The organism is Brevibacillus sp. BD137, assembly GCF_041644655.1.
In the GTDB taxonomy this organism is placed as follows: domain Bacteria; phylum Bacillota; class Bacilli; order Brevibacillales; family Brevibacillaceae; genus Brevibacillus; species Brevibacillus brevis_D.
The window spans coordinates 260769-278150 of the sequence record NZ_JAOTNO010000003.1 but is presented as its reverse complement, the minus strand read 5'-3'; the positions used below and the strand labels follow the sequence as shown (position 1 = coordinate 278150).

19 protein-coding genes are annotated in these 17382 nt (G+C 44.6%); 14 read left to right on the top strand and 5 right to left on the bottom strand.

Annotated features, from left to right (window positions below; all coding sequences use genetic code 11):
* Nucleotides 1-34 precede the first annotated feature (34 nt).
* Nucleotides 35-700, top strand: coding sequence for a sulfite oxidase-like oxidoreductase (locus tag ODZ53_RS07965; RefSeq protein WP_372676563.1), 666 nt, complete (start codon nucleotides 35-37; stop codon nucleotides 698-700).
* Between the two features lies 1 nt (nucleotide 701).
* A complete protein-coding gene (locus tag ODZ53_RS07960; RefSeq protein ID WP_372676562.1) occupies nucleotides 702-1424 on the top strand; it encodes a nucleoside phosphorylase in 723 nt (240 codons plus the stop codon).
* A gap of 60 nt (nucleotides 1425-1484) precedes the next feature.
* Here the strand turns inward: ODZ53_RS07960 and ODZ53_RS07955 are convergent, their stop codons facing one another.
* Together ODZ53_RS07955 and ODZ53_RS07950 are read right to left on the bottom strand one after the other, a co-directional pair.
* Nucleotides 1485-1928, bottom strand: a complete 444-nt coding sequence (locus ODZ53_RS07955) for a DUF2269 family protein (RefSeq protein WP_372676561.1) — start codon at nucleotides 1926-1928, stop codon at nucleotides 1485-1487.
* 2 nt (nucleotides 1929-1930) lie between these two features.
* Entirely contained in the window at nucleotides 1931-2284 is a 354-nt protein-coding gene (locus tag ODZ53_RS07950; RefSeq protein WP_106779342.1) for an ASCH domain-containing protein, read from the bottom strand.
* Nucleotides 2285-2605: 321 nt separating this feature from the next.
* Between ODZ53_RS07950 and ODZ53_RS07945 the strand changes: the two genes are divergently transcribed.
* A complete protein-coding gene (locus tag ODZ53_RS07945; protein WP_372676560.1) occupies nucleotides 2606-2839 on the top strand; it encodes a hypothetical protein in 234 nt (77 codons plus the stop codon).
* Between the two features lie 551 nt (nucleotides 2840-3390).
* Here ODZ53_RS07945 and ODZ53_RS07940 read toward each other — a convergent pair.
* Nucleotides 3391-4410 carry an alpha/beta fold hydrolase gene (locus tag ODZ53_RS07940; protein ID WP_372676559.1) on the bottom strand — a complete coding sequence of 340 codons (1020 nt, stop codon included), beginning with the start codon at nucleotides 4408-4410 and terminating at the stop codon, nucleotides 3391-3393.
* A gap of 144 nt (nucleotides 4411-4554) precedes the next feature.
* On the opposite strand from ODZ53_RS07940, the gene ODZ53_RS07935 reads away from it, so the two are divergent.
* The 3 genes from ODZ53_RS07935 to ODZ53_RS07925 all read left to right on the top strand — a co-directional run bounded on the left by ODZ53_RS07935 (nucleotide 4555) and on the right by ODZ53_RS07925 (nucleotide 7319).
* On the top strand, nucleotides 4555-5448 hold the full coding sequence (locus ODZ53_RS07935) for a LysR family transcriptional regulator (protein ID WP_372676818.1): 894 nt from the start codon (nucleotides 4555-4557) through the stop codon (nucleotides 5446-5448).
* Between the two features lie 645 nt (nucleotides 5449-6093).
* The gene (locus tag ODZ53_RS07930) at nucleotides 6094-6819 is read left to right on the top strand and encodes a nucleotidyltransferase domain-containing protein (RefSeq protein WP_372676558.1); all 726 of its coding nucleotides are present in this window, start codon (nucleotides 6094-6096) and stop codon (nucleotides 6817-6819) included.
* A gap of 227 nt (nucleotides 6820-7046) precedes the next feature.
* Complete coding sequence (locus ODZ53_RS07925; protein ID WP_064200320.1) at nucleotides 7047-7319, top strand: HU family DNA-binding protein; 273 nt, start codon at nucleotides 7047-7049, stop codon at nucleotides 7317-7319.
* Between the two features lie 129 nt (nucleotides 7320-7448).
* Here ODZ53_RS07925 and ODZ53_RS07920 read toward each other — a convergent pair whose 3' ends face one another.
* A complete protein-coding gene (locus ODZ53_RS07920) occupies nucleotides 7449-7661 on the bottom strand; it encodes a hypothetical protein (protein WP_087341904.1) in 213 nt (70 codons plus the stop codon).
* A 262-nt stretch (nucleotides 7662-7923) separates the two neighbouring features.
* The gene (locus ODZ53_RS07915) at nucleotides 7924-8124 is read right to left on the bottom strand and encodes a cold-shock protein (protein ID WP_372676557.1); all 201 of its coding nucleotides are present in this window, start codon (nucleotides 8122-8124) and stop codon (nucleotides 7924-7926) included.
* A gap of 625 nt (nucleotides 8125-8749) precedes the next feature.
* On the opposite strand from ODZ53_RS07915, the gene ODZ53_RS07910 reads away from it, so the two are divergent.
* The 8 genes from ODZ53_RS07910 (at nucleotide 8750) to ODZ53_RS07875 (ending at nucleotide 17360) form a co-directional block, all read left to right on the top strand.
* Nucleotides 8750-8938, top strand: a complete 189-nt coding sequence (locus ODZ53_RS07910; protein WP_372676817.1) for a tyrosine-type recombinase/integrase — start codon at nucleotides 8750-8752, stop codon at nucleotides 8936-8938.
* A gap of 265 nt (nucleotides 8939-9203) precedes the next feature.
* Nucleotides 9204-10682, top strand: a complete 1479-nt coding sequence (locus ODZ53_RS07905) for an Lsa family ABC-F type ribosomal protection protein (RefSeq protein WP_234125857.1) — start codon at nucleotides 9204-9206, stop codon at nucleotides 10680-10682.
* Between the two features lie 1193 nt (nucleotides 10683-11875).
* Nucleotides 11876-12475, top strand: coding sequence for a glycerol-3-phosphate responsive antiterminator (locus ODZ53_RS07900; protein WP_372676556.1), 600 nt, complete (start codon nucleotides 11876-11878; stop codon nucleotides 12473-12475).
* Nucleotides 12453-13115, top strand: coding sequence for an HAD family hydrolase (locus ODZ53_RS07895; RefSeq protein WP_372676555.1), 663 nt, complete (start codon nucleotides 12453-12455; stop codon nucleotides 13113-13115). The genes ODZ53_RS07900 and ODZ53_RS07895 overlap by 23 nt, the downstream gene beginning before the upstream one ends.
* Before the next feature lie 6 nt (nucleotides 13116-13121).
* Nucleotides 13122-14189 (top strand): ABC transporter ATP-binding protein, encoded by a 1068-nt coding sequence (locus ODZ53_RS07890; RefSeq protein WP_172139299.1) that lies wholly within the window; start codon nucleotides 13122-13124, stop codon nucleotides 14187-14189.
* Nucleotides 14189-15145: a carbohydrate ABC transporter permease gene (locus tag ODZ53_RS07885; RefSeq protein WP_087341890.1), complete on the top strand. Its 957-nt coding sequence runs from the start codon at nucleotides 14189-14191 to the stop codon at nucleotides 15143-15145. The genes ODZ53_RS07890 and ODZ53_RS07885 overlap by 1 nt, the downstream gene beginning before the upstream one ends.
* 26 nt (nucleotides 15146-15171) lie before the next feature.
* Complete coding sequence (locus ODZ53_RS07880) at nucleotides 15172-15999, top strand: carbohydrate ABC transporter permease (protein ID WP_064200328.1); 828 nt, start codon at nucleotides 15172-15174, stop codon at nucleotides 15997-15999.
* A 32-nt stretch (nucleotides 16000-16031) separates the two neighbouring features.
* A complete protein-coding gene (locus ODZ53_RS07875; RefSeq protein ID WP_199928036.1) occupies nucleotides 16032-17360 on the top strand; it encodes an ABC transporter substrate-binding protein in 1329 nt (442 codons plus the stop codon).
* Nucleotides 17361-17382 lie beyond the last annotated feature (22 nt).

Sequence of the window (17382 nt, the reverse complement as noted above, 5' to 3'; positions counted from 1 at the left end):
CCATATAGACAGCGGAGACAGGGGGAAATGCGATATGAACAAGGCAGATCGGATCAAAAAAATGAAAGTACCCGCCCCAGTGGAACCGGGACTCGCCAGACGACTTCCGCCGGGACAAATCCTGACAGAGCGTTTTCCCATTTTGCATGAGGGAGACGTGCCGGTGTATGACATGAACGAATGGACGCTGCGTGTTTTCGGGGAAGTAGACCGGGAAGTGACGCTCTCCTACGAAGAGATCATGACGATGCCGCAGGTGACAGTGACGAGCGACATTCACTGCGTGACGCGCTGGTCCCGTTTTGACAATGCGTTTACAGGCGTGCGTTTTTGTGATTTTCTACAGGCGATTGGCGTGACTCCGCAGGCGAGCTTCGTCATGCTGCACGGTGATCACGACTATACCGCCAATGTGCCGCTCGTTGATCTGGAGCGTGATGATGTGTTGCTGGCTCACTCCTTTGACGGAGAGCGACTGACGGACAAGCACGGCTGGCCGCTTCGCCTGGTTGTTCCACATCTGTATTTCTGGAAAAGCGTGAAGTGGATCAGAGGAATTGAATTTATGACGGAAAACAAGCCCGGCTTCTGGGAGCAAAATGGTTTTCACTTGATCGCAGACCCGTTCCGCGAAGAGCGGTTCTCCGGTGAAGCATTGCCGATTCCAGAGGATGAGTGGGAGAAAAAGGAGTTCGATTGAGATGTTGACGAATCTAAAGGTAGATCCAGAACAACTACCCAAGCGCGTCATCGTGTGCGGTGATCCAAAACGTGCAGCCTTGATTGCATCAAAACTCGATGATCAGCGTCAAATCGGGGAAAACCGCGAGTATCACAGCTATGCGGGTACGTGGAAAGGCGTAGAGATAGCGGTAGTGAGCCATGGGGTAGGCGCACCGGGAGCAGCCGTATGCTTCGAGGAGCTGGCGAAGGGCGGCGTTCAGGTCATCATTCGCGTAGGAACTGCCGGGTCATACCAAAAGGAAATCGAAACAGGTAGCCTCGTCATCAGCTCTGCGGCAGTTCGCCAAGACGGCTTGACCAATCAGTTGGTTCCGGCGGGCTTCCCGGCTGTTGCCAATCGCCATGTCGTGGACGCGCTCGTACAAGCATCGGGAGCAAATGCATCAGACTTGAAGGTATTCGAAGGAATCACACTGACACTCGATGTCTTTTACAGTGGGGTGTTGGAATTTCCGCACAAGCTATACCAAAAAGCTGGCGTTTTGGCAGTCGAAATGGAAAACACTGCCCTGTTCGTGATTGCGGCGCTTCGCGGAATGAAGGCAGGCTCGATTTTGGCGATCGACGGGTATGCCGATGCAGACTTGCTCGAATCGTATAACCCGCACACCGATGTGATGGCAAAAGCCATTGAAGCAGAAGCGTTGATCGCATTAGATGCGGTTATCGCGGTTTCGTAAATTCATTGAAAGGAACACCCGGAACTAATTGTAGTTCTGGGTGTTTTGTTTTTATCATCTCTACCATACCTCAGGCTTCACCACCATGAACCATAACATGGCCAGCAAAAGAATCAAATAGATCCAGATCGAGCGAGTAAGCGACTGCACCAATTTATCCTTGTCCTGGTCAGTTTCATTAAACTTCCGTATCTTCGGCGAAAATGCGCGTGCCAGGAAATACAAGGAGCTTACCAGGATCAATACGGTCATCACGATCCAGGACGACTTCCATGACCAATTCCCACCCATGACTAGCAATACCCCGGATATGACCAAAACATGACCGGCATGCTTCGCCAAGCGTGTTGTAGACCTGAAAGTATCCAGATAGGCTTGTTGTTTGGTGAGGTCAGCCTCTCGCAATCTTTTCATCATGGGTAGCAGAACGAAAAACGGTCCAATGGACATCATGGCACTGAGAATATGTAGATAAAGAATCGCCTTATATAATAAAATGCCCACCGTTATTTTTTCTTGCCCGGGCTAAATTCATGGACCCACACTCGCATTTGCGGCAGCCAAGGCATCCCAGGATGAGAGGATAGAATGGATTGCTTATATTCCTCTACATTCGAATATCCCTCTTGCTTGGCATTTTCATCGGTTAATTCCCCGAGCGACTGTGAATAAACCTTGTCGATTACAAATTCGTGGCCTTCGAGGGTCATGATTTCACCAACATCTGCGTAGCGTCCATTGCGCCGGGTCGCGGTTTTTTGTCCCGACAATACTTTCTCGATATCCGGCTTCACGGTAATTAAACGATCGATTGTACAGGTTTTTGGCGGCAAAGCGTCAGAACCCATTTGATTTTGCATACATGTCATCCTCCTTTTTTCTTCAAAACCACTTTATCATAAGTCGAGCCATGAATGCACAAGCACACGACTGTATAGTTGGACGGGTGGGTCAGTCTTTAACGGTCACGATTGTACAGAGATAACAAAGTTTTAGACTGGGGCCGTTAAACTAACGGGTAGTTTTACGTCACCCTTGATTAGAGGAGTTCTTCAGTAGACATAGATCCTCCATCCAACAGGCACTAGTTTAAGGCTGTTTAAACTTCTTGTTTAAGAAAGTCCACTTTAATAGAATTATTTTACGTAAATTCCGAGCCATTACAACTTGGGAGAGTTAAGATGAAACGGTTTTTAGCCATTATCGTAGCAGTATCTATTTTTATGTTTGGTGCACAGACAGCCGGATTGCTTGGAACAATAAGTAAAGTTTCAGCAGAAGAAAGTGTAGAAAAAAAGATAAAGTCCCTGATCGTAAGCAGCAAAAAAGTATCAATGATAAAAGATACGAAAAAGGAGCAAAGGGCTGCAACGTATCGCGATATGATTGTTAACATCGAACCTGTGCAACAGTAAAACATCATCCAGCCATATTATTTAGGTTATCGGGTTCGATAGTTCAATGAGTCAGTCTAAACTCTATTATCAATGAACATCTGTTCGTTGAGTTTCGTTCAACTAACGGGATCGTTAGTTCAATCCTCGCGCAGCTGTTCAAATAAAAATAGCCCTCCTCCGGATTTTTTTGTCCGAGGAGGTCTTCACTATTTCTGCAGTATTTTATCTGTTGCACGGTCAAGCAGCGTAAAGACTAACCATGGCAATTCCTCCAGAACGCCTTTCGGTTCGTCTATTAGCCTCTGTTTCCATTTCTCAGGCTCATTTAGCAGCCCTTTAGCGGCAAGGCTGTCAATCGCTAGACTAGGAAAATCAAGTTGTAGACTGAGAAAATAAAGTGTTAGACAGCGACTTTCGTTAAAGCAAGTTCGACCACAAAAAAGGAGGTCGGACTAGTAAGTTCTGGTGACCTCAAGTACGATCGGTTAGGTTATTTTCATGAGAGAAATAACTGGGCTAAGGATTGCGAATCTTGCTATGCCTGACAGAACATCCAATGCAAATGAGATCTATCCTTTTGCGCTAAGTGCCAATAAGCGTTTTAGGTTATCATCAATAAAATGATTATCGGCACTGTTGATTCCGCGACCGGCAAAATGGCCCCAGATCGACTGGATTGGGTTAAAGACAGCATTAGGTATGAGCTTAGCTTCGTATTCATTATCGTCAGCCGTGCAGAAGAGATCCGTGCTCCCCGGCATGATGCAGGCAAGAGCTTTAATGCTCTCAAGCGCCTTATCGAAATCTCCGTTATAAGAGGGGTTTGCACTAATATCTGCATGTTGGCCTGTCCACAACATGGTCAGGACATTATGCGGATCCATATTCATAAAGCTAACTTCCCAAACGCCGGCTACAAAATCCTCCAAGGATTCAAATCCCAGCTCACGATAAAGCTCCTCTCTATAAAAAGCATGCGATAATCCCCATCCCGCATAGACACGACCAACGGCGCGCATGTCTGCAGAAGTCAACTGGTCTAGTTTACTTGAATCGAAGCCAACTGCAGCCAGCAGCGAAGCTTTTATACCGTCCAGGACCACAAATGTATGGGGCCAAGGCTTGGCAATTCCCGCAAAAGGTGCAATTCGTTCCACCATTTCTGGATAACTTGCACCCCATTGAAATGCCTGAATGCCTCCCATGGACCACCCAACTATGAGAGCAATCTTTTGAATGCTGAATTTTTCGGTCACCAGCCGATGCTGTAATCTAACGTTGTCATAAATGGTTACCTGCGGAAAATGAGCCCGATCGAATGGAGGAGGCGTGTTACTGGGAGACGAAGATAATCCGTTGCCCAGCAGATTTGGAACGATAATAAAATATTTCTCAGGGTCCAGTGCCATCCCGCTGCCAATCAGCCATTCATTCTGAACATGTTGGTCACCAAAAGCAGTTGGATAGACAATGACATTATCTTTCTGTTCATTTAATTTTCCATAAGTCTTATAAGCAAGAAAAGCGCTTGGTAACGTCACACCTGATTGCAAGGTGACATCACCCAAATTAAAAATCTCATAATCCATCGTATGATCGCTCCCTTCAATATGAAACCACACGTTCAGCTTGTGATTTCTTGTGCTTAGTATAGAGCTGTGATACTCTCAATAAAAGTGAATTAAATTCATAATAGTATTCAATAATATTGAAAGTAAAAGGGGGATCGTATGATGGAGTTGCGCCAACTGAATACGTTCCGCACGGTTGCATCAACATTAAATTTCACTCGGGCTGCGGAAGTGCTGAACTACGTCCCCTCCAACGTCACTATGCAAATGAAAGCATTGGAGGATGAGCTTGGTGTTCGTCTCTTTGATCGTTTGGGCAAGCAGCTTGTTCTCACAACTGCGGGTAAACGCTTTTTAACTCATATCCAAGGCGTTCTTGACAAATTGGACGAAGCTCGCAGCGACGTTCATGACAATGAAAATCTAAGCGGCACCCTAACGATAAGTGCCAATGAGGTTATTTGCGCCTATCGACTTCCAGCTGTCTTTCAACGGTTTCGTTCGCAGCATCCGGGAGTTCGTCTGATCTTCCGCTCCGTTCCAAATCAAGATCTCAAGCAAACACTCTTTGAGGGAACCGCGGATGTCGTCTATATGTTGGACGAACCTATTCGCTCGAGCGGACTTGCCGTGGAACCATTGCAGGAGGAAACTTTCCGTTTGTTCGCTGCTACTGACCACCCGCTCGCAAAACAAACGGTGCTACAGCTGGAAGATTTTCACGGAGAAGTGTTCCTGACGAATGAAAAGGGTTGTCCCTATCGTACTATGTTTGACCGGTCATTTGAGAAAGAGGGCATTGATAGCATTACGTATTTAGAGTTTCAAAGTGCCGAAGCCATTAAACAATGTGCAATTTCGGGAATCGGTATTGCCTTTCTTCCTGAAATTGTAGCGGAAGCAGAAGTTGAACGCGGAGAACTTGTTGCCCTTCCATGGCAAATTCCGGACTTGCACGTATATACACAGATGTTGTGGCATAAAGACAAGTGGCTTTCACCAATCATGTTATCTTTCATAGCAGCATCAAGGGAAGTTCTTGCTTTACAGGAGTAGAATAAAACGGTTTAGCCTTTTTATAGAAGAATGCCCGAGCTGGTCCTGTTCGCATACCTGGATACGGCCAACTGCACCTATCTTCATCCTCTGTGGGGCAACTCTGATTTCGTCTTGCATGCATGGCTAACTGGTACGTCGGTTCAATAAAACAGCAGTCTAGGACTTTATTTTCCGGAGACATCTCGCTCCCATTCATCAAGCTTCAATCCCGTTTGACAGTTATTAACAGGTTTTTCCACCTGCTGTGGATTAGTGTCCCACCAGCCCTCTCCACCAAGCGCGTCATTCAAATCCACTGTATGGCCAGCAAGCGTCTGTCCGTTCTTGTACTGGGATAGGTTTGCCGACTTTGAGAGCTGCCTCGGGTGACATCGACGCGTTCGAGGACGATGTACGGGAACCTGATCAAAGTCGCCGATAACCTCGACTTTCGGAATCCGATCTTCAACGGTAGAGCCAAGCGAAACAGGTCTTAGGTAGTGCGGGGGCGTTCATTGTGGAGCTGGTCCTGGCGAATCAGATTACATGGACAGGAAATAAGTTGTAGACTGCAAAATAAAGTAGTAGAATCCGGAATAAATTACCAGGAAGTAAGATACTGCTAAAATTACATTAGATATCAAATAGATTGAGGTGGAGCAGATGGGGGCTACAAAGAAGTTAGAGCCAATAGAAGCAGCCAAACTGTTTGTTAATAAGCACTTCCCTAACTGTCAAGGGGCTGTATTAGCTGGTAGCGTTGTTAGAGGTGAAGCAACGAATACGTCTGACCTTGACATTGTCATTTTTGATAAAAACATAGCATCAGCTTATAGAGAATCATTTATAGATTTAGGCTGGGCAATTGAGACTTTTGTTCATAATTTAACCACCTATCAATCATATTTCCAAATGGATTTTCAAGATGCAAAGCCTTCTTTGCAGAGAATGGTACTAGAGGGAATTCCATTAAGAGACGAAGGAATCGTAGATTTAATAAAGAAAGAAGCTAAAGAGATGTTGGAAAATGGTCCTGAAAGATGGACCGACGAAATGATTAGGACAAAACTTTATTTTATTACTGATGCACTTGATGATTTTACAGGTTGCAGCAATCGAGCTGAAGAATTATTTATAGCCAATTCATTAGCAGAGCTTATTCACGAATTTGTTTTAAGAACGAATGGATGTTGGATAGGTTCTTCAAAATGGATTATTCGTGCTTTGAAGCATTACGATGTAAAATTTACTGAAGAATTTGTAGAAGCCTTTGACGCATTTTATAAAACCGGTGATAAAAGCAAGGTTATTCTACTAACTGAAAAGGTATTAGAGCCATATGGCGGGAGACTATTTGAAGGGTTTTCTTTAGGGAAAGAAAAACTTTAATTCAATAGTACAGTCTTCAAATTTATTTTTTTTAGAACACCAGCTACTAATAATGAAGAAAACCCGTCTCCAATTAAAAGAGGGACGGGTCTGCTATCTCTTCTATACACTCAGGCATATCGTTTTTGCGGGCTTCCTACCTTGGGTGCCACAAACGAATCCTAATCACTTTCTTTCCCCCTATTTTCCTAGTAAAATAAGAATATCTTGAGGAAAGAGGTGTTTTCATGAATAAGACTGAACTGGTTACAAGAGTCGCTGAAACCGCAGAATTAACTAAGAAAGATGCTACAAAAGCGGTAGATGCTATATTAGATGCTATTGCAGATACGCTAAAAGCAGGGGACAAAGTATCACTTATTGGATTCGGCAATTTTGAAGTCCGGGAGCGAGCTGCTCGAAAGGGTCGTAACCCTCAAACTGGAGAAGAGATTGAAATCGCTGCAAGTAAGATGCCTGCGTTTAAAGCAGGTAAAGAACTAAAGGATTCAGTAAAATAATCTATACATACAAAAAACGCCTCGAATAATCGGGGCGTTTTGCTTATTAAAGGCAATAGCGGTCAATCTTGCTACAATAACACATAATGACTAGTTGAGATAACCGCTTCTTGCTGGCGGTACCCCTACTTAAACCCGCTCAATCCGCATTAGCCTATTGAAGTAAATCCACCAAAAGCCATCGTCATTGACCAGCTTGATTTGTTTCCGGGTCATGTCGATCTGCTGGACCCAACCCCAGGCTGTTTCTTCACTTCCAAGTACCTCTTTACCCACTGTTCTCTCCGGTTCGAACCAAGTGACGATAAGTGCAAAATCATCAATACGTGACTCTTCGATCATTCTAGCCATCTCCAGTGTGGTCTGCAAACTGTCGATATGTTGAGTTATCCATCTAATCATTACATATGACATCGATCTATCCTTTGTTTTTGAAATTATAAAATTTTGGGGATTCCAAGTGTACTATGCTATACTGACTCTACCATTTACTGTTCCTGTACCACTTCCCTACTCATTTGCTTGGGTAGGGTTTTAAATTTGTTTTTCCGGAAAATAAAAAACAGACTCTTAAAAAAGAGTCTGTTTTTATTTGTTGTCATTTTTAAACTTTTTGAACGTTAGTAGCTTGGGGGCCGCGTTGACCTTTTTCTACGTCAAAAGTAACTCTTTGACCTTCGTCAAGAGATTTGAAGCCATCGCCTTGAATAGCTGAGAAATGAACGAATACATCTTCTCCGCCTTCACGTTCGATAAATCCAAAACCTTTATCTGCGTTAAACCATTTTACTGTACCTTGTTCCATTGTTATTGCCTCCTAGTGTGATAACCACACGTGTATTACTATCCTTGCTCTCAGGATCATCAAGACGAAAAGTTTTTACCAATGCTATCCTTCACTCCGAACAAAAATAATTCTATATTAGAATAACAGGAAATTGAACGGATAGCAATTTATTTGAGTTGTTTGTCCAACGGAATTAAAGAGATGGCGAGATCTCAGAGGACTACCTGCTGGATGATTCTGCACTGGTTTATAAAGCTGAAAACGGACTTGTCATCATTGTTGCATGTTTACACTCAGGAATCTGCAATACCATTGAGTATGCCAAAAAAGTTTGTGGAGACGATAGGATTCTCGATATAATCGGAGGATTTCATCTGCTAAACCCTGGAGAATTAAAATCGAAAATTGCATTAGCAGATGTGGCAATGTATTGGAGGTTGGAGTGGGTTTAACTCTTGAATTTAGATGAGACTCATTAAGCTAACGATTACCCTAGTTCAACAAATTATTTCGAAATACGTATTAACCCCTCCAAACATAGTGAAGCTATCGGAGAAGTGACATTGGACTTGCTGAAAGAATACTTAGCAAAGCAGTCGGAACGGTTAAAGCCGAGCAGCATGGGACATCGTAAAGACATCAACTGGGAGAGGTTGCAGTAAACGTTTATCCTCATCGTTTTCGTCATACGTATGCTTGTCACTTACTTGATAATGGTGCCCCGTTAGATTTTATTCAGGGTATGCTGGGTCACGAGAAGACTTCAACAACACAGATCTACGCGCAATTACGCGGTGAACGACGACGGGAATTATATAGGCGGTACTTTTAAGACATGTGGCTCCCGCTGAACTAAAGGGCAGTTATCTTCAACTATTTATATTAAAATATGTGAGGTCAACTATACGGACATAATAAGTAAAATATATAATTTGATGATGGAGGGATAACATGAGCACAGACACGGTTGTTACACATGACTTACTCCGTATAAGTCGTTGATATCCATTAAACTTATACGGAGTTAAATGAGAATAGATGGATATGTACCGACTTTTTATAAAGAAGCATTGTGTTATAAAAAGGAGGAACTTCACATGTCAATGATTCAAGTACAAAACCTGACTTTTTCTTATCCAAGCAGCTTTGATAATATTTTTGAAGATGTTAGCTTTCAAATAGATACGGATTGGAAGCTTGGATTTATTGGTCGAAACGGACGAGGCAAGACAACTTTTTTTAATCTTTTGTTGGGAAAATATGAATACAGCGGAAAAATTATTTCTTCGATAGAATTTAATCATTTTCCATATCCAGTCTCGGATAAAAGCAGATTCACACATGAAATATTAGAAGAGATATGTCCCCAGGCAGAAGATTGGGAGTTTCTTCGTGAATTATCTTATTTAGATGTCGATGCTGAAGTGATGTACCGGCCATTTGAAACATTATCGAATGGGGAACAAACGAAGGTTCTACTTGCTGCAATGTTTTTGAATGAAGGGCAATTTTTATTAATTGATGAGCCGACCAATCACCTAGATACTCATGCACGAAAGATGGTTTCAAATTATTTAAAAAGAAAAAAAGGATTCATTTTAATATCACATGATAGAAATTTTTTGGATGGCTGTGTTGATCATATCTTGTCAATAAACAGAGCCAATATAGAAGTTCAAAGTGGTAATTATTCTTCTTGGAAACTGAATTTTGATAGACAGCAGGAACATGAGGAAGCAACAAATGAGCGTTTGCAAAAAGATATTGGGAGGCTGCAACAATCTTCAAAGCGTTCAGCCAATTGGTCTGATCAAGTAGAAGCTTCCAAAAATGGTACAACAAATTCCGGTTCTAAATTGGACAAGGGCTATGTAGGACATAAAGCTGCGAAAATGATGAAACGTGCAAAGAACCTGGAGTCAAGGCAACAGAAAGCTATTGAAGAAAAGTCAAAGTTGCTAAAAAATGTGGAAAAAACGGAGTCATTACTGTTAGAGCCATTGGAATACAAATCTAAAGAACTACTTCAGTTAACGGATGTGTCTGTTATGTATGATGGTGAATTAGTTAATACGCCAATAAGTTTTCATGTTGAACCAGGAGACCGAGTTGTTCTTGATGGAAAAAATGGTAGTGGAAAAAGTAGTATCTTAAAACTAATCCTAGGGAAGCCACTCCAGCATACAGGTGCTTTGAACGTTGGTTCAAGCCTTGTCATTTCTTATGTACAACAAGATACTTCTCATTTAAAGGGAAAGTTATCTGACTTTATTGAAGAAAATCAGATTGATGAACAGTTATTTAAATCTATTCTACGAAAAATGGATTTTGACCGTATCCAGTTTGAAAAAGATATATCCCACTATTCAGGTGGACAAAAGAAAAAGTTGCTTATAGCTAAAAGTTTATGTGAAAAAGCACATTTATATATTTGGGATGAGCCACTAAATTTCATTGATGTTTATTCACGTATGCAAATTGAAGAGCTTATTCAAAGCTTTAATCCAACAATGGTTTTTGTTGAGCATGATCAGGCATTTCAAGAAAAAGTGGCTACGAAAACGGTAGCCTTATAGATATACTTGGAGCATTGCATTTTATAATCATTAAGATACTGAAAAGTAAACCCGCATTCCATTGCTCTGGAGCGGGTTTTTTAATATTTCCTAATGGATTACACGTGGAAATGGATGAGTTATGAAAGAAGCCTATATGCCGTTCACTTGAATATTTCTGCCCTTGCGAGTTTCCCGAACATTAGCAGACATGAGGACGGGATAAACGGGCAGGATCGATTGATCATTTCGACGAATAGCTCGTATGGATTCTCTGGAATAGATGATTATTATGCTAACGGGCAGTTTAATGTAACTCAGCCCAATGCTGAATCGTTAATTAAAGAGAAAATCGTTAGGTAATGGTCGGAAGAGGAGAGGAGGAAAATGAAATCGAGAGTTATTGGAATCACAATACTGGCTTTTCACGACGAGTTAGTGGCAGACGCAAAACTTCGTGGCGGACGGGTATTAGAATATGCTCCTTTTTGTATCTTATGGAACACACCCTTGGTACTACTTTAAAATGCTCTTATCCTGTCAACAGTAAGTAACAGAATGTTAATTCCACTGCATCCGAGTTCAATAGTAAATATGATATTACGAAGGCGATTATGAAAACAACAGGTTAGATATGCGCACTCGATTGAATCCGAATCGGCGGTGATTAGCAGTCTAAGACTTTATTATTCAGTTTAGATCCATAGACTACTTCATTCTGACGTATAGACTATAACTAATTTTCAATTACATGGTGATTTAGAAGACCGGGACTCCTTGTACTGTAAGGGGTTCCGGTCTATAACTTTATTATCGCTGAACAATAAAAGAGAATTATCAATTGCAGAATACCAGGTTTAAAGGCGCAAGTTGATTTCTTCTCGAGATCATTTAGGAAATGACGAAGCCGTCGTATTCTAGTGGGCATCGTTTTAATTACAGCTTGCTCACCACTATAAAAGTGAATGGTACGCTTTCCTCTCCTCCACTAAAGTCCGATCAACAATTGTAAACCACATCTTTTCTGATAATTAACATTCCCTTTAAGCTTCCTTAACGCTCGTACAGTACCATTCAAAGTAACAAGTGAACACATCCCTTCGGTTGGAGCCATGGAGAAACCCCCGACAGCCTTTCCAAGCACTTTCATCGAGAGTTCTTTGGCATTGTCATGTCGCAGGGTTTTTTGTCTTGGGCATAAGGAGGCGTAACGAGTGAATCGGGAACAGTTTCGTGCAAGACTGGCACAGTACAAGCTAATCGCTTCCGTAAAAGAAGCGAAGCACCTGGAAAAAGCGGCAGAGGCAAATTTGAGTGCTACGGTACTCTCGATTGGCAACATTGGTGTGATTAAAGGCTACGTGGATTATTTTAAGGCGAAAAATATCCCTGTATTTCTTCATTTGGAGCGGATTGGCGGAATCAGTCATGACCGGGAAGGCATCGCATTTCTGGGGCATTACGTCAAGCCAGACGGGATAGTCACTACGCGGAACACACTGGTCAAGCTGGCGAAAAAGCAAGGCCTGCTGACGATTCAACGTTTGTTTTTGGTCGATAGCGACTCGATTAAATCTGGCCTAACCTCCCTGCAAGATACACAGCCTGACGCTGTTGAGCTGATGCCTGGTTTGCTGCCGGAGTTTATCGAAGAATTTCGAAGTGTGATCGATACCCCGATCATTTCTGGCGGGCTAATTCGCAAGCGGGAACAGATGGAGGAAGTATTAAAGCATGGAGCGACAGCTGTTTCAGTCGGAAGTCCCCTGCTGTGGAAGGAGTGTAAGAACCTTGATTCAAGCGTTGTTATTTGATTTGGACGGGACCTTGCTGGACAGTCGGGATGCGGTCGTGGATGCCGTTGCTTTTACTGCTGAGCAGTACGCACCGGGACATTTTAGCAGAGAAGAGCTTCTCGCCCGTTTTGGAGAATCGTTTGATGATTTTTTGGCGGCAGTTGCTACAGCAGCAGGTGTTCCTGACAAAAAGGAAGTGCTTCAGAGATACTTCGCCTATGTACGGGAGCATCATGAAGAACACGTCAAACTGTTTCCGTTTGTCCGCGAAGGGTTGGAAAAGCTTAAGGCGGCGGGCTTTGTGATGGCGATCGTCACGAACAAGCAACGGGAGTTTACATTGGCTGGTCTAGAGATGGCGGGGATTGAACATCTGTTTGAGGCAATCGTCACGGTCGATGATGTATCACGAGGCAAGCCGTCGGCTGAGCCTGTGCAAAAAGCGCTGGGAGCACTAGGCAAACGCCCCGAGCAAGCCATGATGATCGGTGACAGTCGCTATGATGTACTGGCTGCGGTAGGAGCGGGTGTGCAATCTGTCGTGCTGGAGTGGTACGGACAAGAGAAATGGCCCTACGCTTCTCCGGATTACCGCTACGCCGATTTCGAGACATTTGTTACGGAGATGCTGGCCGCAAAGGCACAAGGAGGGAAATAAAAGCAGATGGCACGTGTGGTGTTGGAGAAGGTAACGAAAGCCTTTCAGAATCAAAGTGTGGTCAAAGGATTAGATTTGGTCATTCCAGACGGCTCTTTTACGGTTCTGGTAGGTCCGTCCGGCTGTGGGAAATCAACCACACTCAGGATGATTGCTGGCTTGGAAACAGTGACGGACGGCAAAATCATAATCGGTGATCAAACGGTGAACCAATTGCCGCCAGGCAAGCGTGATATTGCGATGGTTTTTCAAAATTACGCTCTCTACCCAACAATGAACGTGTACGACAATATCGCCTATGGCTTGAGAAACCGTGGAACGTCGAAAAAGGAATGTCAGGTGCTAGTAGAGGAGATCGCGGAAATCGTCGGGCTAACCGATTATCTCAAGCGCAAGCCTTCTCAGCTCTCCGGTGGTCAAAGGCAACGTGTTGCACTCGCGCGGGCCATGGTGAAAAAGCCAAAGGTCTTCCTGATGGACGAACCGCTCTCCAATCTCGATGCGAAGCTGCGAAATCAGATGCGTGTGGAATTGACGAGCCTGCACAAGCAGCTCGGCAGCACCTTCATCTACGTGACGCATGATCAGGTAGAAGCGATGACCATGGGCGATCAGATCGTCGTCATGAATGACGGACACATTATGCAAGTAGCGACCCCGATGGATTTGTATCAGGAGCCGGAAAATCTGTTTGTTGCCCAATTTATCGGTTCTCCGCCGATGAACATTGTTTCTGCGGAGGGCAAGAGTGAGCACGTATGGGGATTCCGCCCGGAAAAAGCAGTGTTGTTGCCTGCTGCTGTCTCTGCCATCACGAGCGAAGAGGTGTGGAACGCACGAGGTCAAGTCGTATCCAGGGAAATTCTCGGCTCAGACACGCTCCTTCACGTGGAGACGGAAAAAGGCAGGGTCATCGTCAAAGCGGACTCGGAGGTAGCGATGCAGGTCGGCTCCTCAGTCACGGTCACTGTACCGTGGGAGTACATCTATGTGTTCGAAAAAGGGAGCGGAAAACGAGTGGGTCGCATGAGTGGACGAGTGCCTGTATCGACACGCGCAGGAGGGGATAACTGATGCGAAAAGCGGCAACTGTACAGGAGTTGCCGGGTGTAAGCCAGTCAAAAAAAGAAGTGAGTTCACAGGCATTTGCATGGTCTGACCTCGCATCCCGGCTGCGTCCGTACTTGTATCTGGCACCCGCATTGATTTGCTTTGCCCTGTTCTTCTTTTACCCGATTGGCTCGATCATTTATTTGAGCTTTCAGGACTGGTCATTGATCAATTTGGAGCAAATGGAATGGGTAGGCTTGCAAAACTATCAGGACTTGATGGTAGACGCAGATTTTCATCAAGTATTGGGGAATACCGCGGTCTTTACCATTGCGACAGTGGGGATCGGCTTGACGCTATCCTTCCTGCTCGCCCTATGGCTGAACAAAAAGGCAAAGGTGTACGGCATTATTCAGGCGACTGTTTTCAGTCCTCACATCATTTCGCTGGTATCTGTCTCGATGCTGTGGATGTGGCTGATGGACCCGCAGTTTGGCCTGTTGAACGCAGGACTGGAAGCGGTTGGATTGCCTGCGTATACGTGGCTGACTGATCCGAAAAGCTCCTTGCTGTCACTGATTATCGTCAGCATTTGGAAAGGTGTCGGCTATAACACGCTCATTTTCATTGCAGGATTACAAAGCATTCCGGGCGATATATACGAGGCAGCAGCGCTCGATCAATCGCCATGGTGGCGGACGCTGAGACGGATTACGATACCGATGCTGTCGCCGACCATTTTCTTTTTGCTCATTATCAATACGATCTCATCCTTCCAAGCATTTGACACGATTGCCATTATGACGCAGGGTGGTCCAATCAATAGTACAAACATGCTTGTCTACTACATTTACGAGCAGGGCATGGACTTCTACAATGGCGGGATTGCTTCGGCTGCCTCTGTCATTTTGCTGATACTGGTAGGGATTTTAACAGCTGTACATTTCCTGGTGATGTCCAAGCGCGTGCATTATCGTTGATGAACTCGTGAGAAAGGAGGAGCAGCATGTATCGAGTGGTTTTGGCTTCACGCAAGACCGTAGAATGGATTGGACTTTTGCTCGTCGCTTTCCTGTTTGTGTTCCCGTTTCTGTGGATGGCATCGACGGCTTTCAAAACGATGCCAGAGGTCCTGCAATTTCCCCCGACGCTTTTGCCTGAGACGTGGGAGTGGAGCAACTTCGCCCAAGCCTGGGAATCTGGTCCGTTCCTTATGTATACGTGGAACAGCATTCTGGTTGCGGTAGGGATATTGATCCTGCAATTTTTAACGGCGGTACCTGCGGCTTACGCTTTTGCACGCTACAAGTTTCCTGGTCGCAATCTGTTGTTTGGTCTGGTCTTGATTGTCCTGATGATTCCCGGACAAGTCATCTTCTTGCCGATCTACGTGCAATTGAGCGGTTGGGGACTCGTCAACACGCTGTGGTCGCTCATCCTGCCGTACGCAGCCAGTGCTTTCGGAATCTTTCTGCTCAGGCAAGCATTCATGCAGGTGCCCGATGAAGTGATCGAGGCAGCACGTCTGGATAACGCGTCCGAATGGAAGATCATGTGGACGATCATGGTGCCGATGGCGAAGCCGGTGCTGGTCACTTTTGGACTATTTAGCTTTATTTATCACTGGAACGACTATTTCTGGCCGCTGATTATGACCAATAGCGACGAGGTACGCACCTTGCCGATCGGAATATCGAGCTTGCACATGTCCGACGGCGGAACCTTGTGGAACGTCATGATGGCAGGCAACATGATCCTCATTCTACCGATTCTCGTGATTTTCTTCGTGGCACAACGGCATATTATCAAAGCGTTCATCTATCAATCCAAATAATAAAAGAGAACTCTTAGGGAGGAAATCAAACCATGTTTTCATTGAAAAGAACTGGAACGATTCTATGTGCATTGACTATCGGTTTGTCAGGAGTATTGGCTGGATGCGGATCATCTAGCAAAGAACAGTCTGCTAGTACAGGTAGCACTTCTCAGCCTGCAGCGTCTACAGCATCCAGTGGCCCTGTCCAAATTGATTTCTGGTATGCGTTGGGTGGCGTTCGTGGGAAAACCATCGAGGATATGGTCAAAAAATTCAATGAAACACATAAAGATATTATCGTCAAACCAGCCTACCAAGGGGCGTATCAAGAGAACCATTCCAAAGTATTGGCATCTGTAGCAGCGAACAATAATCCAGATGTCACGATGGTCGAGATCGCTTCGATCGCGGCATTTGCGGATGCAAAGGTTTTGGAAGATTTGACACCTTACTCCCAAGGGGATGAAAAGAAGTACATTCCAGGTCTCATGAAAAACTCTTATTGGAATGACAAACTGTACGCCGTGCCATTTAACCGCTCCACTCCACTGCTGTACATCAACCGCGATATGTTAAAAGAAGCAGGGCTTGATTCGAATGGTCCGAAAACATGGGATGAGCTGGTCAGCTTTTCTCAAAAGCTGAGCAAAAAAGAGGGAGACAAAATTACCCGGTACGGCTTCTCGACACCAGTTGATATCTGGTTCTACGAAGCGCTTGTTTTCCAAGGCGGGGGCAACATTCTGAGTGAGAACGGCAAAGAGCTGACGATCAACAACGAGGCAGGAAAAGCACCACTTGAGCTCTGGTCCAAAATGGTGAAGGAAGGCATCATGAAAAACCCTCCAGGAGAAAACTACAATGCGTGGGATGTAGCGGAGCAAGACTTCTTGAATCAGAAAGTAGGCATGATTTTTACATCGACAGGCTCCTTGACGGAATTGAAGAAAAATGCCAAATTTGACATGGGCGCAGCATTCCTTCCGGCCAATAAAAACTTTGGTACGCCAACGGGCGGCGCGAATCTCGTGATGCTGGCGAAGTCGACTGATGCAGAGAAAAAAGCGGCGTGGGAATTCATGAAGTGGATGACCGATACCGAGCAAACGGTTCCGTGGTCGATCGCTTCCGGTTATATGCCTGTTACGACAGAAGCAATTGATTCGGCTGAAATGAAGGCATTCTATGAAAAAGATCCAAACTTCAAGGTCGCGGTAGATCAGCTGCAATATGGCTATCCTCGTCCAATGGCTCCAGGCTACAAAGAATTGCAGGATGTGATTCAAAAAGAACTGCAGCGTGCGATGCTTGGCCAAGCGACAGTAGATGAAGCGATGCAGACGGCAACGGAAAAAGGCAGCAAGCTTTTGAAAAAATAATAGAAACGAAATGATAGAGGAG

Excerpts from the sequence above, each read along its gene's own strand:
- ODZ53_RS07885 (WP_087341890.1), top strand. The coding sequence starts at position 14,189 with ATGCGAAAAGCGGCAACTGTACAGGAGTTGCCGGGTGTAAGCCAGTCA.
- ODZ53_RS07905 (WP_234125857.1), top strand. The coding sequence starts at position 9,204 with ATGTCAATGATTCAAGTACAAAACCTGACTTTTTCTTATCCAAGCAGC.
- ODZ53_RS07925 (WP_064200320.1), top strand. The coding sequence starts at position 7,047 with ATGAATAAGACTGAACTGGTTACAAGAGTCGCTGAAACCGCAGAATTA.
- ODZ53_RS07940 (WP_372676559.1), bottom strand. The coding sequence starts at position 4,410 with ATGGATTATGAGATTTTTAATTTGGGTGATGTCACCTTGCAATCAGGT.
- ODZ53_RS07890 (WP_172139299.1), top strand. The coding sequence starts at position 13,122 with ATGGCACGTGTGGTGTTGGAGAAGGTAACGAAAGCCTTTCAGAATCAA.
- ODZ53_RS07915 (WP_372676557.1), bottom strand. The coding sequence starts at position 8,124 with ATGGAACAAGGTACAGTAAAATGGTTTAACGCAGATAAAGGTTTTGGA.
- ODZ53_RS07960 (WP_372676562.1), top strand. The coding sequence starts at position 702 with ATGTTGACGAATCTAAAGGTAGATCCAGAACAACTACCCAAGCGCGTC.
- ODZ53_RS07880 (WP_064200328.1), top strand. The coding sequence starts at position 15,172 with ATGTATCGAGTGGTTTTGGCTTCACGCAAGACCGTAGAATGGATTGGA.
- ODZ53_RS07935 (WP_372676818.1), top strand. The coding sequence starts at position 4,555 with ATGGAGTTGCGCCAACTGAATACGTTCCGCACGGTTGCATCAACATTA.
- ODZ53_RS07875 (WP_199928036.1), top strand. The coding sequence starts at position 16,032 with ATGTTTTCATTGAAAAGAACTGGAACGATTCTATGTGCATTGACTATC.
- ODZ53_RS07945 (WP_372676560.1), top strand. The coding sequence starts at position 2,606 with ATGAAACGGTTTTTAGCCATTATCGTAGCAGTATCTATTTTTATGTTT.
- ODZ53_RS07930 (WP_372676558.1), top strand. The coding sequence starts at position 6,094 with ATGGGGGCTACAAAGAAGTTAGAGCCAATAGAAGCAGCCAAACTGTTT.
- ODZ53_RS07965 (WP_372676563.1), top strand. The coding sequence starts at position 35 with ATGAACAAGGCAGATCGGATCAAAAAAATGAAAGTACCCGCCCCAGTG.
- ODZ53_RS07950 (WP_106779342.1), bottom strand. The coding sequence starts at position 2,284 with ATGCAAAATCAAATGGGTTCTGACGCTTTGCCGCCAAAAACCTGTACA.
- ODZ53_RS07920 (WP_087341904.1), bottom strand. The coding sequence starts at position 7,661 with ATGATCGAAGAGTCACGTATTGATGATTTTGCACTTATCGTCACTTGG.